This is a genomic window from Trinickia soli (assembly GCF_002879855.1).
Taxonomy (GTDB): domain Bacteria; phylum Pseudomonadota; class Gammaproteobacteria; order Burkholderiales; family Burkholderiaceae; genus Trinickia; species Trinickia soli.
The window spans coordinates 44,528-59,196 of record NZ_PNYB01000020.1 but is presented as its reverse complement, the minus strand read 5'-3'; the positions used below and the strand labels follow the sequence as shown (position 1 = coordinate 59,196).

Annotated in this window: 17 protein-coding genes; 7 read left to right on the top strand and 10 right to left on the bottom strand. The window is 64.2% G+C overall.

Features of this window, described 5'->3' with window-relative positions; genetic code table 11:
• Positions 1 to 6: 6 nt before the first annotated feature.
• Complete coding sequence (locus tag C0Z19_RS20850) at positions 7 to 738, top strand: alanyl-tRNA editing protein (RefSeq protein ID WP_102611738.1); 732 nt, start codon at positions 7 to 9, stop codon at positions 736 to 738.
• Complete coding sequence (locus C0Z19_RS20845; RefSeq protein WP_102611737.1) at positions 735 to 1,457, top strand: DUF924 family protein; 723 nt, start codon at positions 735 to 737, stop codon at positions 1,455 to 1,457. Before C0Z19_RS20850 ends, C0Z19_RS20845 begins: the two co-directional genes overlap by 4 nt.
• 99 nt (positions 1,458 to 1,556) lie before the next feature.
• On the opposite strand, the gene C0Z19_RS20840 is transcribed toward C0Z19_RS20845, so the two are convergent.
• From C0Z19_RS20840 to C0Z19_RS20795, 10 genes are all read right to left on the bottom strand, one after another.
• The gene (locus C0Z19_RS20840) at positions 1,557 to 2,312 is read right to left on the bottom strand and encodes an SDR family oxidoreductase (RefSeq protein WP_102611736.1); all 756 of its coding nucleotides are present in this window, start codon (positions 2,310 to 2,312) and stop codon (positions 1,557 to 1,559) included.
• Between the two features lie 126 nt (positions 2,313 to 2,438).
• A complete protein-coding gene (locus tag C0Z19_RS20835; RefSeq protein WP_102611735.1) occupies positions 2,439 to 3,023 on the bottom strand; it encodes an LOG family protein in 585 nt (194 codons plus the stop codon).
• Positions 3,020 to 3,748 carry a TetR/AcrR family transcriptional regulator gene (locus C0Z19_RS20830; RefSeq protein WP_102611734.1) on the bottom strand — a complete coding sequence of 243 codons (729 nt, stop codon included), beginning with the start codon at positions 3,746 to 3,748 and terminating at the stop codon, positions 3,020 to 3,022. The genes C0Z19_RS20835 and C0Z19_RS20830 overlap by 4 nt, the downstream gene beginning before the upstream one ends.
• Positions 3,749 to 3,991: 243 nt before the next feature.
• Positions 3,992 to 4,489, bottom strand: a complete 498-nt coding sequence (locus C0Z19_RS20825; RefSeq protein WP_102611733.1) for a diacylglycerol kinase — start codon at positions 4,487 to 4,489, stop codon at positions 3,992 to 3,994.
• The gene (locus tag C0Z19_RS20820) at positions 4,486 to 5,517 is read right to left on the bottom strand and encodes a glycosyltransferase family 4 protein (RefSeq protein WP_102611732.1); all 1,032 of its coding nucleotides are present in this window, start codon (positions 5,515 to 5,517) and stop codon (positions 4,486 to 4,488) included. The genes C0Z19_RS20825 and C0Z19_RS20820 overlap by 4 nt, the downstream gene beginning before the upstream one ends.
• A 34-nt stretch (positions 5,518 to 5,551) precedes the next feature.
• Positions 5,552 to 6,490, bottom strand: coding sequence for a UDP-2,3-diacylglucosamine diphosphatase (locus C0Z19_RS20815; protein ID WP_102611731.1), 939 nt, complete (start codon positions 6,488 to 6,490; stop codon positions 5,552 to 5,554).
• 143 nt (positions 6,491 to 6,633) lie between these two features.
• Positions 6,634 to 7,185, bottom strand: a complete 552-nt coding sequence (locus C0Z19_RS20810; protein WP_102611730.1) for an RDD family protein — start codon at positions 7,183 to 7,185, stop codon at positions 6,634 to 6,636.
• A 31-nt stretch (positions 7,186 to 7,216) separates the two neighbouring features.
• On the bottom strand, positions 7,217 to 7,993 hold the full coding sequence (locus tag C0Z19_RS20805) for a DUF3106 domain-containing protein (RefSeq protein ID WP_102611729.1): 777 nt from the start codon (positions 7,991 to 7,993) through the stop codon (positions 7,217 to 7,219).
• A gap of 21 nt (positions 7,994 to 8,014) precedes the next feature.
• The gene (locus tag C0Z19_RS20800) at positions 8,015 to 8,443 is read right to left on the bottom strand and encodes a DUF3619 family protein (protein ID WP_102611728.1); all 429 of its coding nucleotides are present in this window, start codon (positions 8,441 to 8,443) and stop codon (positions 8,015 to 8,017) included.
• Entirely contained in the window at positions 8,440 to 9,003 is a 564-nt protein-coding gene (locus tag C0Z19_RS20795; protein WP_102611727.1) for an RNA polymerase sigma factor, read from the bottom strand. The genes C0Z19_RS20800 and C0Z19_RS20795 overlap by 4 nt, the downstream gene beginning before the upstream one ends.
• 365 nt (positions 9,004 to 9,368) lie before the next feature.
• On the opposite strand from C0Z19_RS20795, the gene C0Z19_RS20790 reads away from it, so the two are divergent.
• The 5 genes from C0Z19_RS20790 to pssA all read left to right on the top strand — a co-directional run bounded on the left by C0Z19_RS20790 (position 9,369) and on the right by pssA (position 14,554).
• Positions 9,369 to 11,132: an acetolactate synthase 3 catalytic subunit gene (locus tag C0Z19_RS20790; RefSeq protein WP_102611726.1), complete on the top strand. Its 1,764-nt coding sequence runs from the start codon at positions 9,369 to 9,371 to the stop codon at positions 11,130 to 11,132.
• A gap of 130 nt (positions 11,133 to 11,262) precedes the next feature.
• Entirely contained in the window at positions 11,263 to 11,754 is a 492-nt protein-coding gene (ilvN, locus tag C0Z19_RS20785; protein ID WP_102611725.1) for an acetolactate synthase small subunit, read from the top strand.
• 94 nt (positions 11,755 to 11,848) lie between these two features.
• Positions 11,849 to 12,865 (top strand): ketol-acid reductoisomerase, encoded by a 1,017-nt coding sequence (gene ilvC / locus C0Z19_RS20780; protein ID WP_102611775.1) that lies wholly within the window; start codon positions 11,849 to 11,851, stop codon positions 12,863 to 12,865.
• Positions 12,866 to 13,006: 141 nt separating this feature from the next.
• The gene (locus tag C0Z19_RS20775; protein WP_102611724.1) at positions 13,007 to 13,645 is read left to right on the top strand and encodes a phosphatidylserine decarboxylase; all 639 of its coding nucleotides are present in this window, start codon (positions 13,007 to 13,009) and stop codon (positions 13,643 to 13,645) included.
• 21 nt (positions 13,646 to 13,666) lie between these two features.
• Positions 13,667 to 14,554 (top strand): CDP-diacylglycerol--serine O-phosphatidyltransferase, encoded by an 888-nt coding sequence (pssA, locus tag C0Z19_RS20770; RefSeq protein WP_102611723.1) that lies wholly within the window; start codon positions 13,667 to 13,669, stop codon positions 14,552 to 14,554.
• Positions 14,555 to 14,669 lie beyond the last annotated feature (115 nt).

The following is a 14,669-nucleotide window of genomic DNA, read 5'->3' as shown; positions in this document are numbered from 1 at the left end:
CAGCCGATGACCACCCACGCCCTTTTCCGCGAAGATGCCTACCTGACGCGCTGCGACTCCACGATTGCCGCGCTCACGCCTGACGGCATTTTGCTCGACAAGACCGTCTTCTACCCGCTCGGCGGCGGACAGGCGGGCGACGCCGGCGCGTTGATCCTCGCAGACGGCACGCGCATCGCGATCGCCGATACGCGCAAGGCGAAATTCGAAGGCGCGGGTCCCGACGACGCACTGCATGTGCCGGCGCCCGGGCAAGACGAGCAGATGGCGCGCCTGCAGGCGGGGGCGAATGTCGTTGCCGAAATCGACTGGAACCGGCGCTATCGGCACATGCGGTTGCATACGGCATCGCATCTGCTCTGCGCGGTGTTGCCGTATGCGGTCGACGGCTGCAGCATCACGGCCGAGTATGCACGTATCGACCTCGTTACGAGCGAGCCGATCGAGCGGGCGTTCGTGGAAGAGAAGTTGGCGGAGCTCGTCGGCGGTGCGCATCGCGTGTCGACCGAGTGGATCACTGACGAGGAAATGGCGGCACGCCCGGAGCTCGTTCGGACGATGAGCGTGAAACCGCCGATGGGTTTCGGCCGTGTGAGGTTGCTGCGGATCGATCAAGTCGATTTGCAGCCGTGCGGCGGCACGCACGTGGGCAATACGTCGGAGATCGGCGCGTTGCGCGTGGCGAAAATCGAAAAGAAGACGGCGCGGACGCGGCGCCTTGTCATGGAGCTGGTATGACTGGATCGAACGAGACAGACGCCATTGGCGGCGCGAGCATCGCGGCAAATGCGGGCAACACGGAGAGCAACGGGGGGCGAGTGCCGCGACAGGACAGGCCCGAGGCGCCCGATGCCGGATATGCGACGCTCGATGCTACCGCGCGCGCTGTGTTGGACTTTTGGTTCGGCGTACCCGGCACGGCGGACTTCGGCCGAGCCTCCGAACGTTGGTTCAAGCGCGACGATGCATTCGACGCGCTGATCGAACAGCGCTTCGGCGCCACGCTCGCCGCGGCGCGGCGCGGCGAATGCGACAGCTGGCAGGACACGCCGCTCGGGGCGCTCGCGCTCGTCATCGTGCTCGATCAGTTCTCCCGCAATACGTGCAGAGGCAGCGCACAAGCGTTCGCCGCCGATGCGCAGGCGCTCGAGGCCGCTCGTCGGCTGATCGCGACCGGCGCTCATCTGATGTTGCCGACCCCGGAACACCGGGCATTCGCGTACCTGCCGTTCGAGCACTCGGAATCGCTCGCGGACCAGCACGAATCGGTGCGGCTGTTCGCGGCGCTAGCGCGCGAGACGGGCCAGACGGGCAATGGCAGCTACGTTGATTTCGCCTATCGCCATGAGGCCATCATCGAGCGCTTCGGCCGGTTTCCTCACCGCAATGCCGTGCTCGGCCGACAATCGACCGACGAAGAGCTCGCTTTCCTTCGGGGTCCAGGCTCGTCGTTTTGACGTTGCGCGGCTGTCGCGGCTTGACGATCGCCTGCGGACTCACTGCGATGCGGTTATCACGTGCTGGTCGGCTGGTTGACGCATGCTTGGCGGCGCCGATCAACGGCCGCCGCTCACATCGAGCAATGCGCCCTGCACGTAAGAGGCAGCGCTGCCGAGCAGCCAGACGATGGCCTGCGCGACTTCTTCGGCTGTTCCGGGCCGTCCCAAAGGGGTTTGCGCACCAAGCACCGCGGCCCGCTGCGGCTGCCCGCCGCTGGCATGAATATCCGTTTCGATCAGGCCGGGGCGGACGGCATTGACGCGAATGCCGCGCGGCCCGAGTTCTTTGGCGAGACCGATCGTCATCGTATCGACGGCGGCCTTCGAGCCGGCGTAATCGACATACTCGTTCGGCGAGCCGAGGCGCGAAGCCGCTGACGACACGTTGACGATCGCACCTCCGTTGCCGCCGCGGTCGAGCGACATGCGCCGCGCGGCTTCGCGCGCGCAGAGATAAGCGCCGAAGACGTTGACGTCGAACATGCGCTTGAGCCGCGTGGCGTCCATCTGCGCCAGGGGCAGCGACGGCGCGACGATGCCGGCGTTGTTGACGAGCGCGTCGATGCGGCCGAAGGCTGCTTCAAGCCCGTCGAACATGGCGAGGACGGCTTGCTCGTCGGCCACGTCGCCCTGAAGCAGCACGGCGCGCCCGCCCGCGCGTTCGACCTCGGCGGCGGTTTGCTCGGCCGCGGCGAGATCGCGCACGTAGTTCACGCCGACCGCTGCGCCCCGTTCGCCGAGCATGACGGCCGTCGCGCGGCCGATGCCGCGGCTCGCGCCGGTGATGAGAACGACGCGGTGGGTTGCATCCATCGAGAGGGGCTCCGGCGTGAAGGAGGGCAGGACGAGCGAAGCAACGATAGCAGCGCGCTGACACCCGTTACGATCGAGAACCGGGCGGCGTGCGCGCCGCCCGCAACAGCTTAAAGACGATAGCGTTCAGACGACTTCGCGTCGAGTGGCCCATTTGTCGTGGCCGGGCGGATGGTAGCGGCGCAGCTTCTCGATCAACGAGTACGCGTCGGAGTCGATTTGCAGGATGTCGAGATAGGCCTGCTGCATGAAGCCTTCGCGCACCGTATGTTCGAGCATCGTGACGAGCGGGCTGTAATAGCCGCCGATATCGTAGAGCCCGATTGCCTTCTGGTGATAGCCGAGCTGCGCCCACGTATAGACTTCGAACAGTTCTTCGAGCGTTCCGGCGCCGCCGGGCAAGGCGACGAACGCGTCGGACAAGTCGGCCATCATGCGCTTGCGCTGATGCATGTCGGGCACGACGTGCAGTTCGGTCAAGCCGCGGTGCCCGACTTCCTTGTCGACGAGCAATTCGGGAATCACGCCGACGACGCGCCCACCGGCCGCCAGCACTTCATCGGCGATGACGCCCATGAGCCCGACTCGCCCGCCGCCATACACCAGCGAGCAGCCGGACTCGACCAGTGCGCGGCCGAATGCTTGTGCGGCTTGCGCATAGAAGGGTTGGGCTCCGATCGACGAGCCGCAGTAAACGCAGACGGATTTCATTCGCTGTCCTTGCTGCCGTTCGCGCGACCGGCCGTATCGCGCGGGGGCAGGTAGTCGTGGAATTGGCGTTTCGGCAGTCTGCCTGAAACGAGATCGTCGAATAGCTGGCGCGAGCGGCCGCGCAGGTACGGCGCCATGATTGAAATCACGTGCACGCTGACCTGGTGCAGCTCTGCGCGAATCGCTTCCTGATCGTTGTATTTGCGCGGATGCATGACGAACTGATACGAGAGCCAGTATGTGGCGATCACGCCCATGTTCGTCGCGATGACCTGGATTTCGTCCGGGGTGGCGACCATTTCCTCGTCGGCGACGAGCAGCTCGCACATCTCTTTGGCGAAGCGCACCTTATGGCTGATGATCTGCTTGAAGTGCGTCTCAAGCGTGCGGTTACGCGCGAGCAGATCGTTGAGGTCACGATAGAGGAACCGATAGGTCCACATGAAATCGGCCATGTACTGCAGGTACGACCATGTCTCGTCGATCGTCGGACGATGATCCTCGGGAAACCGCAGCCGCTTCTCTATCGCCTGCTCGAACTGGGCGAAGATGCTGTTGATGATGTCGTCTTTGTTGCGGAAGTGGTAATAGAGATTGCCTGGGCTGATCTCCATTTCCTCCGCAATCGTCGTGGTAGTCACGTTCGGTTCGCCGATTTCGTTGAAAAGCTTCAACGACAATTCGAGGATCCGTTCGCGGGTGCGGCGGGGAGTTTTGGCTTCCATGTCGTCCGGCCCTGTGCTGCCAGGCACGCGCGGCGCTCGCGCGACACTGCGTTGCTGCGCCCGGCTCGGTTGGTATCTATTGCACTGCGTCGGGCGATTATAAACCGGTCGTTCTGTTCCCCGAAGAATGAAACAGGTTTTTCCCGGAGCGCCATGGCCGGCGGGCTCGAGCGCCGCTTCGTCGTAGGAATTTTCGACGTGCGCCCATATCGAGACGCCCCGCCAGGCTTCGCGGTTCCACCGCTAAAGGCCGATCCAGCGAACGGCGAGCGGACCGACGATGAGCGCCCACGTCAGCACACACGCCGACAGCGCGACGGTCACGGCGGCGCTGCCGAGGTCCTTGGCGCGGCGCGACAATTCGTGGCGTTCGAGCGAAATGCGATCGATGGCCGCTTCGACACTCGAATTGAGCAACTCGACGATCAGCACGAGCAGCACCGAGCCGATCAGCAACACGTGCGAGACCGCATCGACAGAAACGAGCGCGCCGCACGGCACGAGCACGGCTGCGAGCGTCAATTCCTGCCGAAATGCGCTTTCTTCCTTGATCGCGACACGAAAGCCGGCGATCGAATTTTTCAGCGCATGCCAGGCGCGCGTGAAGCCGCGATTGCCCTTGTACGGGTTGAACGGCAGCGGCGTGAGCGGGTCGTCGGTCGAGAGCGGCTCGTGCGAGACGCCCTCATGCGGATCGAATGGCGGATGCTCGTCGTGTGCGAGCGGCTCGTCGCGTTTCATGCGGCCGCGCTTTCCTCGTTCGCGCCGGCGCGCGTCAGCGGTTTCAGATGGGCTGCGAATTGCTCCGACGCCGCTTGCCACGAAAATCGCTCGGCCCATGCGCGGGCGCGGGCGCGGTCGATCTTGAGCGCGTCGAGGCAGGCTTCGCGCAAGTCCTCGTTCATCGCGCCGGCATCGCCGTCGCCGAGCACGTCGATCGGGCCGGTGACGGGATAAGCCGCGACGGGCGTGCCGCAGGCCAGCGCTTCGAGCAATACGAGGCCGAACGTATCGGTCCGGCTCGGGAACACGAAGACGTCGGCGGCCGCATAGACTTTCGCGAGCTCGGACTGGCTCAGCACGCCGAGGTAGTTCGCCTCGGGGTAGCGCGACTTCAATTCGGCCAGCGCGGGACCTTCGCCGGCCACCCACTTCGAGCCCGGCAGATCGAGCTTCAGGAACGCCTCGACGTTCTTCTCGATGGCGACGCGGCCGACGTAGAGGAAGATCGGTCGCGCCGTGTTGAGCACCTTCGAATCCATCGGATGAAAGATGTCGAGGTCGACGCCGCGGGTCCATAGCACGACATTGCCGAAGCCATGCTGTTCGAGGTCGTGCTTGACGACGGGCGTGGGCGCCATGACGGCCAGAGAGGGGCCATGGAACCAGCGCAGGAAGCGATAGGTGGCCGACGTCGGAATGCCGAAGCGCGCCTGCACGTATTCGGGAAAGCGCGTGTGGTAGGCCGTCGTGAAAGGCAGGCCATGGCGGATCGCGTAGGCACGCGCAGCCATGCCGAGCGGGCCTTCGGTGGCGATATGCAAGGCGTCGGGCGCGAACCCGTCGATGCGGGCATGCACGCGCCGGCGCGGCATCAGCGAGAGACGGATCTCGGGATAGGTCGGACACGGAATCGTGCGGAATTCGAGCGGCGTCATCAGCTCGACGCGATGCCCGAGTGCGGTCAGTTCGCGCGTCGTGTTCTTGAGGGTGCGCACGACGCCGTTGACCTGAGGTTCCCAGGCATCGGTGACGATCATGATTTTCATGCGGTCGGGTCCGTGTCGAAGAGCGAATGGAGCGCTAAGCCGTTGCTTTGGCTTTGCGCGTTTGAACGTCTGGCGAGCGCATGACGGTCCAGTAGACCACCTTGAGTTCGCCGTCGAGCGTTTCGACGAGCGCCGATAGGCTTTCTACCCAATCGCCGTCGTTGCAGTAGAGCAGGCCGTCGACGTCGCGAATTTCGGCCTTGTGGATGTGGCCGCAGACAACGCCGTCACAGCCGCGCCGGCGCGCTTCTTCGACCATCACATGCTCGAACGAGGAGATGAAGCTGACGGCGTTCTTGACCTGATGTTTGAGGTATTGCGAAAGCGACCAGTAGTGCAGCCCGAACCGGCTGCGCAGCCGATTGAACCAGCGATTCAGAACCAGGATCGCCGTGTAGGCCGTATCGCCGAGATAAGCGAGCCACTTCGCGTGTTGGATGACGCCGTCGAACAGATCGCCGTGAACGATCCACAGGCGCTTGCCCGCCAGCGTCGTGTGGAAGGCCTCGCCGCGCACGTGGATGTCGCCGAATGCGAGATCGCAGAACTGGCGCGCGCCTTCGTCGTGGTTGCCGGGGATGTAGATGACCTGCGTGCCCTTGCGCGCTTTGCGCAGGATCTTTTGCACGACGTCGTTGTGCGCCTGCGGCCAGTACCAACCCTTTTTCAGTTGCCAGCCGTCGATGATGTCGCCGACGAGGTACAGGTACTCCGACTCGTTGTGTCGCAGGAAATCGAGCAGATAGGGCGCCTGGCAGCCGCTCGACCCGAGATGGATGTCCGACAGCCAGATCGTGCGGTAGCGCAGCGGCTCGCCCACGCCATCGTCGTGCTGGTGTCCCGCCGCTTCGAAGTTCGGCGCGTCGGCGGGAAGCGCGGGGCCGCCGCTCGGCAGGACGGGTTGAAAGGAGACGGAATCGACGCTAGCGCCGAGTTGCCGGAGGAGGGAAGTCGCGGACGTCTTGCGGTCCATGGCTTCTCGCGTCGAGTTGATCATGGCGCTCATTGCGCCACGCGGCTGTGACTGCAACATGACAGTCACGAGAACTTCTTATTACGGCTTGGCGTGTGGGCGGCACAGGATCACGGCCGCTCGCAATCGGAGATCGGGCGCGGTCAGCCGCGCACGAGGACGATGCGCGTGCCGGCGAGGCGGTCGTGCGGGAACTGGCGGGCGCCGTCCAACCGCGCGGCCGCGGCCCACAGTACGAACCAGACGGCGGCGAGCGCGAGGGTCACGGGGACCGACAGGTGAAGCAGCGGGTGCAACGCGAGCGGCGGCAAGAACCAGAGCCAGGCGGCAAGATAGCGGGCAAGCGCGCGGGCTGGCGTGGGAGGGCGATCGCTGCCGGTGGCGACGAGTCTGAGCCGCCACGTTTTCATCGGCAGCGTTTGGCCACCGCGCGTCCAGCACCAAACGAAGTAGACGCCGACGACGAGGGCGATCCACGCGGCAAGCAGATTGTGATGGGTGAGCCCGTTACGCTGCTGGGTCAGCGTGCCGAACAGATAGCCCGCCAAGAAGACGATGCCGAACAACAGGACGCTTTCGTAGACGAGCGCGGCGAGGCGGCGACGAATCGTCGGGCTGCAGGTGGCCGGTGCGGGTTCGGGGGTCACCGTGGCGCTGCCGGTGGCGGGCTCGGTCTGCGGTGCTTGGGCGGACATGGCGGTCGTTCCCCGGTGGCTCGCGCGCCGCTCAAGCGCCGCGGAAGACGGACGGCGCGTCCGAGGGCGACATGGGCGTCGCGGGCACCGGCACGGTCGTGTTGACGGGCGCCGATGCCGCCGCGGCGTCAGAGGTGGACCCGGGCGCGACGGCAACCGCGCTAGCGCCGCCGGGCGCCGACGCAGCGGCCGCGGCGCTGGCGCCATGTGACCGGTTCACGAGCCGATTCAGGCCCCGGACCTCGCTGCGTTGGCCCGAGGGCGGTGCGCTGACGACGGTCGGCCGGCGCTTGCGTTCGAGGGCGGCGAGTTTGGCTTTCTGCTCGGGCGACAGCTGCTGGTATGCCTGCCACGCCTTCTGCCGCGCTTGCGGCGGCAGCGCTTTCGAGACCTGGTAGTTTTCGCGCGCGACGCGCCGTTGGTCGGGCGTCATGCCCACCCACTGGGCCATGCGCTCGTGCAACCGCTTTTGCGCTTCAGGCGACATCTTCGCGAAACGCGCCGCGATCTTGATCCATTTGCGCTTCCGTTCTTCGCCGAAGGTATCCCATTCGGCGGCGAACGGCGCGAGCGCCTCATGCTGGGCGGCGCTCAGGTGCGCCCACGACAGCGGATTGTTGTCGACGGCGAGCGGTGGAAATTCGACGACGGAAAGCGGCGCCTGCGTCGACGACGACGCGGCGCCCGGCGCGCCCGCGGGCTGCGCTGCACTTGAGCGTCCGAAGAATCGAGGGTATGTGGCCGCGAACGCGACCGCTACCGCGATCGTGCATCCGAACAGGACGGCCAGGCCGCGCTTGTAGGTCACCCGATCGATCTCCTGCCTGCCTCAGCGCGCACGCGACAAGTAGGCGTTGAAGCCATGATCAAGATACGCATTGAGCGGCAAGTCGTCGTTGAGCATGGCGGCGTCGATATCGGCAAGCTCGGCGGCGCGTTGTGCGTTTTCCCAATAGGCGATCAGTGCGACGCCGCCGACAAGGGCGACGACGGGCCATACGCGCAGCAGACGGCCGAGCGGCGACAGCCGGCGCTCGCCGCCGCCGCGAAGCGGCGCGTCGGGCGCCGCACCGGCGTGCGCAAGCACCGGCGCAAAGGCCGGCGCAGTGGCGGGTTCAGGCTTCTTGCGTGCGAGCGCGAGGCGGCGCGCGACGGCGAGCCGGTCGAGCGTCGCAGCGGGCAATCCGGCCGTGCTTTCATCGAGCGCACGCCGGATGCTGCTCGCGAACTCGATTTCTTTATCGGGAGCGGAGCTCATAGCGTAATTCCTTTGGCCTTGAGCGCGGCTGCGAGCGTGTGCGTTGCTCGCGAGCAGTGCGTTTTTACGCTGCCCTCGGAGCAGCCCATCGCGGCGGCGGTCTCGGCGACATCCATATCTTCCCAATAACGCATGAGAAACGCCTCCCGTTGACGCGCCGGCAATTTTTGGATTTCTCCGTCGATCAGCGCCAGCACCTGCTCGCGCTCGAGTTGCTGCTCGCTGCTTTGGCCGGCGCGCGAGCCCTCATCGGCTTCGATCGTCTCGAGCGGGTCGAAGTCCTCGTCATCGCCGCCGCCGAACGACGAAAACAGGCTGACCCACGTATTGCGCACTTTCTGCCGGCGAAAATAATCGTGCGTCACATTCTGCAAGATACGCTGAAATAGTAGCGGAAGCTCGGCAGGGGGGCGGTCGCCGTATTTTTCGGCGAGCTTGATCATTGCGTCCTGGACGATGTCGAGGGCGGCATCGTCGTCGCGCACGGCGTAGACGGTGTGCTTGAACGCGCGCCTTTCGGCGCCCGCCAGAAAATCGGCGAGTTCCTTGTCTGATGCCATCCGAGGGGGCGGAGTGAGTATCCACCTGAGCCGTAATCGATTGAAAAAATATCGTAAAACCCGCGGATGCTAGCAAACTTTCGAGATAGTTGGGACGTTTGGGGCGTCGATTGGCGCGCGGCGCGTTGTTTTCGAGCGGAAAACGACGGGTTTCGGGCCAACGGGGGCGACCGTCTGACGAATTTTCACTTGACCTGAGTCCGTACAACCGATAAGGTTTCCGGTTCGCAACATAAGTGACTTGTCTCTTTTTGGGTGGGCCCATGAAGCTCGCCTGTCAAAGTGGACGCGCCGCTTGAACCCGAGCCACAAGCCCGGCAGAGAGCACCCGATCAATTTTTTGCCGAAAATTCGAAAGGTGAACGATGAACATGCCCAGCGCGGAATTCTCCACGTCGGATACCACTCCTTCCCACGAAGCCGATTCGATTGGCGCGACCGTGCTCATGCGCGCGCTGGCGGACGAAGGCGTCGAGGTGCTGTGGGGCTATCCCGGCGGCGCGGTACTGTATATCTACGACGAACTCTATAAGCAGGACAAAGTCCAGCACGTGCTCGTGCGCCACGAACAGGCTGCCGTGCATGCTGCCGACGCTTACTCGCGCTCGACAGGCAAGGTCGGCGTTTGCCTCGTGACGTCCGGCCCCGGAGTGACCAACGCCGTCACCGGCATCGCCACGGCGTACATGGATTCGATTCCGATGGTGATCATCAGCGGACAGGTGCCGACCGCCGCGATCGGTCAGGACGCCTTCCAGGAATGCGACACCGTCGGCATCACGCGTCCGTGCGTGAAGCACAACTTCCTCGTGAAGGATGTGCGCGACCTGGCCGCCACTGTCAAGAAAGCCTTCTTCATCGCGCGCACCGGGCGTCCGGGCCCGGTGTTGATCGACATTCCGAAGGACATTTCGAAGACGCCGTGCCAGTACGAACCGGTCAAGACGGTTTCGCTGCGTTCGTACAACCCGGTGACGAAAGGCCATTCGGGCCAGATCCGCAAAGCCGTTTCGCTGCTGCTCTCGGCCAAGCGCCCCTATATCTACACGGGCGGCGGCATCATCCTGGCGGACGCCTCGCGCGAGCTGAACCAATTTGCCGACCTGCTCGGCTATCCCGTCACGAATACGCTGATGGGGCTGGGCGGTTACCGCGCCAGCGACAAGAAATTCCTCGGCATGCTCGGCATGCACGGCACGTACGAAGCGAACATGGCGATGCAGAATTGCGACGTCCTGATCGCCATCGGCGCGCGCTTCGACGATCGCGTGATCGGCGATCCGCAGCATTTCTCGTCGCGTCCGCGCAAGATCATCCATATCGACATCGATCCTTCGTCGATCAGCAAGCGCGTGAAGGTCGACATTCCGATCGTCGGCGACGTGAAAGAAGTGCTCAAGGAACTGATCGAGCAACTTCAACACGCCGAGCACGGCCCCGATACCGAAGCGCTGCGCGAATGGTGGAAGGACATCGAAGGCTGGCGCGCGAAGGACTGCCTCAAGTACGACCGCAAGAGCGAGATCATCAAGCCGCAATACGTTGTCGAGAAGCTCTGGGAGCTGACCGACGGCAACGCGTATGTGTGCTCCGACGTCGGCCAGCATCAGATGTGGGCCGCGCAGTTCTACCGTTTCGACAAGCCGCGCCGCTGGATCAATTCGGGCGGCCTCGGCACGATGGGCTTCGGCCTGCCGGCCGCGATGGGCGTGAAGATGGCGCACCCCGATTCGGAAGTCGTCTGCATCACGGGCGAAGGCTCGATCCAGATGTGCATTCAGGAGCTGTCGACCTGCAAGCAGTACGACACGCCCATCAAGATCATTTCGCTGAACAACCGCTATCTGGGCATGGTGCGCCAGTGGCAGCAGATCGAATACAGCAAGCGCTACTCGCATTCGTACATGGACGCGCTGCCCGATTTCGTGAAGCTCGCCGAGGCGTACGGTCATGTCGGGATCCGGGTTGAAAAGACTTCCGAAGTCGAGCCGGCGCTGAAGGAGGCGTTGCGCTTGAAGGATCGCACCGTGTTTCTCGATTTCCAGACCGACCCGACCGAAAACGTCTGGCCGATGGTCCAGGCCGGCAAGGGCATCACCGAGATGCTGCTGGGCGCCGAAGACCTCTGACCAAGACTAACGGGGCGTCGCTCGAACCGCCCTCGCGTCGCACGCGCGCTCACGAAGCGCGTGCATCGCGAGCGAGGGAAAGCGGGCCGGCGCCGCAGGCAATCGACATCTGGATAAACGGGAAAGCAACATGAGACATATCATCTCCGTCTTGCTGGAGAACGAACCGGGTGCGCTCTCGCGCGTGGTCGGTCTTTTTTCGGCTCGCGGCTACAACATCGAAACCTTGACGGTCGCGCCGACGGAAGACCATTCGCTGTCGCGCCTGACCATTGTCTCCATTGGCTCGGACGACGTGATCGAACAGATCACGAAGCACTTGAACCGCCTGATCGAGGTGGTGAAGGTGGTCGACTTGACCGAAGGCGCCCACATCGAGCGCGAGCTGATGCTGATCAAGGTCCGTGCGGTCGGCAAGGAACGCGAAGAAATGAAACGGATGGCGGACATCTTCCGCGGCCGTATCATCGACGTAACCGAAAAGACCTACACGATCGAGCTGACGGGGGCGAGCGACAAACTCGACGCCTTCATCGAAGCGCTCGACGCCGCCGTGATTCTCGAGACGGTCCGCACGGGCAGCTCGGGTATCGGGCGCGGGGAGCGCATTTTGAAGGTTTGACGCAGGCACAACGCAGCAACCGATCGGCGCGCGCCCATGACGCGCGCGCCTCTAACGAATTTTGACGAACACGATTCAACGCGAAGGAACCGACATGAAAGTTTTCTACGATAAAGACGCCGACCTGTCCCTCATCAAAGGCAAGGATGTCACGATCATCGGCTATGGCTCGCAAGGCCATGCTCACGCTCTGAACCTGAAGGACAGCGGCGTGCGCGTCACGGTGGGTCTGCGCAAGGGCGGCGCATCGTGGAAGAAGGCCGAAGGCGCTGGCTTGACGGTCAAGGAAGTGGCCGAGGCAGTGAAGGGCGCCGACGTCGTGATGATGCTGCTGCCCGACGAGCAGATCGCCGACGTGTACAAGAACGAAGTGCATGCCAACATCAAGGAAGGTGCCGCGCTCGCCTTCGCGCACGGCTTCAACGTCCACTACGGCCAGGTTATTCCGCGTGCCGACCTCGACGTCATCATGATCGCGCCGAAGGCCCCGGGCCACACGGTGCGCGGCACGTACTCGCAAGGCGGCGGCGTGCCGCACCTGATCGCCGTGGCGCAAGACAAGTCGGGCGCAGCGCGCGATGTCGCGCTGTCGTACGCGGCGGCCAACGGCGGCGGCCGCGCCGGCATCATCGAAACGAACTTCCGTGAAGAGACCGAAACGGACTTGTTCGGCGAACAAGCCGTGCTCTGCGGCGGTACCGTCGAACTGATCAAGGCCGGTTTCGAGACGCTCGTCGAAGCGGGTTATGCACCGGAAATGGCCTACTTCGAGTGCCTGCACGAACTCAAGCTCATCGTGGACCTGATCTACGAAGGCGGCATCGCGAACATGAACTACTCGATCTCGAACAATGCCGAGTATGGCGAGTATGTGACGGGCCCGCGCGTCGTGACGGAAGAGACGAAGAAGGTCATGAAGGACGTCCTCAAGGACATCCAGACGGGCGAGTATGCGAAGAGCTTCATCCTCGAAAACCGCGCCGGCGCACCGACGCTGCAATCGCGCCGTCGCCTGATGGCCGAGCACCAGATCGAGCAGGTGGGCGGCAAGCTGCGCGCCATGATGCCCTGGATCGCGAAGAACAAGCTCGTCGACCAGTCGAAGAACTGAGAATCGAACCGATCAGGCCGGCTCAGGCGCCTTGCGCGCCGCGGCCGGCCGTCGGGAATTCCTCTCTGAAGCCGTCCCGTGCGTCTCGTACGGGGCGGCTTTTGCTATCCTAGTGGTTTTACAAAAAGTCCGAAACAATCCATGAATTACCCACATCCGATCATCGCGCGCGAAGGCTGGCCGTTTATCGCGATCGCCGCCGTCGTTGCGTTGTTGATCCATGCGGTCGCGGGGTTTGGTTTCGCCTGGCCGTTCTGGCTGGTGCTGATCTTCGTCGTGCAGTTCTTCCGCGATCCGCCGCGCGCCATTCCCACCGAGGCGAATGCCGTGCTGTGCCCGGCCGACGGCCGCATCGTCGCAGTGGAAACCACGCGCGATCCCTACGCGGATCGCGAGGCGCTCAAGATCAGTGTGTTCATGAATGTCTTCAACGTCCATTCGCAACGCTCGCCCGTGGACGGCGCGATTACGAAGGTCGAATACTTCCCGGGCGCTTATCTGAACGCCGCGGTCGATAAAGCGTCGCTGGAAAACGAACGCAACGCGATCGTGATCCAGACGGCGAGCGGCCATACGGTGACGTCAGTGCAGATCGCAGGCCTCATCGCGCGGCGTATTCTTTGCTACGTGCGCACGGGAGAGCCGCTGGCGCGCGGCCAGCGCTACGGCTTCATCCGCTTCGGCTCGCGCGTGGACGTCTATCTGCCGCTCGGCAGCCGGGCGAAGGTGTCGATCGGCGAAAAGGTCTTCGCCTCGTCGACGATTCTCGCCGAACTCTGACGCGGCGCCGAGGAGGGTTCGATGGCTGCTTTCAAACCGCGCCGCCCCCGTGCCGGCACCACGCCGATGCCGCGTCCGTTCCGGCGCAACCCGTTTCGCCGCAACAAGACACTGGGCGCCGATTCGGCGCCGGCCGAAAGCCGGCGCGCCGCGCGCCAGCAGTTCCTGCGCACGCGCGGCATCTACCTGTTGCCGAACGCGTTCACCACGGCCGCGCTGTTTTGCGGCTTTTTCGCCGTCGTGCAGGCAATGAACGTGCGGTTCGAGATTGCGGCCATTGCGATTTTCGTCGCGATGGTGCTCGACGGCATGGACGGCCGCGTCGCCCGCATGACGCACACGCAGAGCGCGTTCGGCGAGCAGTTCGACAGCTTGTCCGACATGGTTTCGTTTGGTGTCGCGCCGGCGCTCGTCATGTACGAGTGGGTGCTCAAGGATCTTGGCCGGTGGGGCTGGCTTGCCGCGTTCGTCTACTGTTCCGGCGCGGCGCTGCGGCTCGCGCGCTTCAATACGAACATCGGCGTAGTCGATAAGCGATTCTTCCAGGGCTTGCCGAGCCCGGCCGCGGCGGCGCTCATTGCGGGCTTCGTCTGGCTTGCCACCGATAACCGCGTGCCGCTCAAGCTCGTGTGGCTGCCGTGGGTCGCCTTTGCGTTGACCGTCTATGCGGGCGTGACGATGGTGTCGAACGCGCCGTTCTACAGCGGCAAGGCGCTCGACGTACGGCATCGCGTGCCGTTCGCGGCGATCCTGCTCGTCGTCGTCGCTTTCGTGCTCGTCTCGTCCGATCCGCCGCTGATGCTGTTCGGCCTGTTCGTGCTCTATGGGCTCTCGGGCTACGCGTTCTGGGCCTATATGGCCGTTCGCGGACGCGACAATCCGGCGCGTTCCGCCCCGCACGAGCATTGAGAAAGGGCCATGTCGCGCATGCTGCCGGAGCCGGAGAGGGCGATTGCGCCACCGGTCCGGCGCGGCACGGCCTTCGGCGCGTCGCCGATTGCGCGAACGCCCGAATGCCGCTATA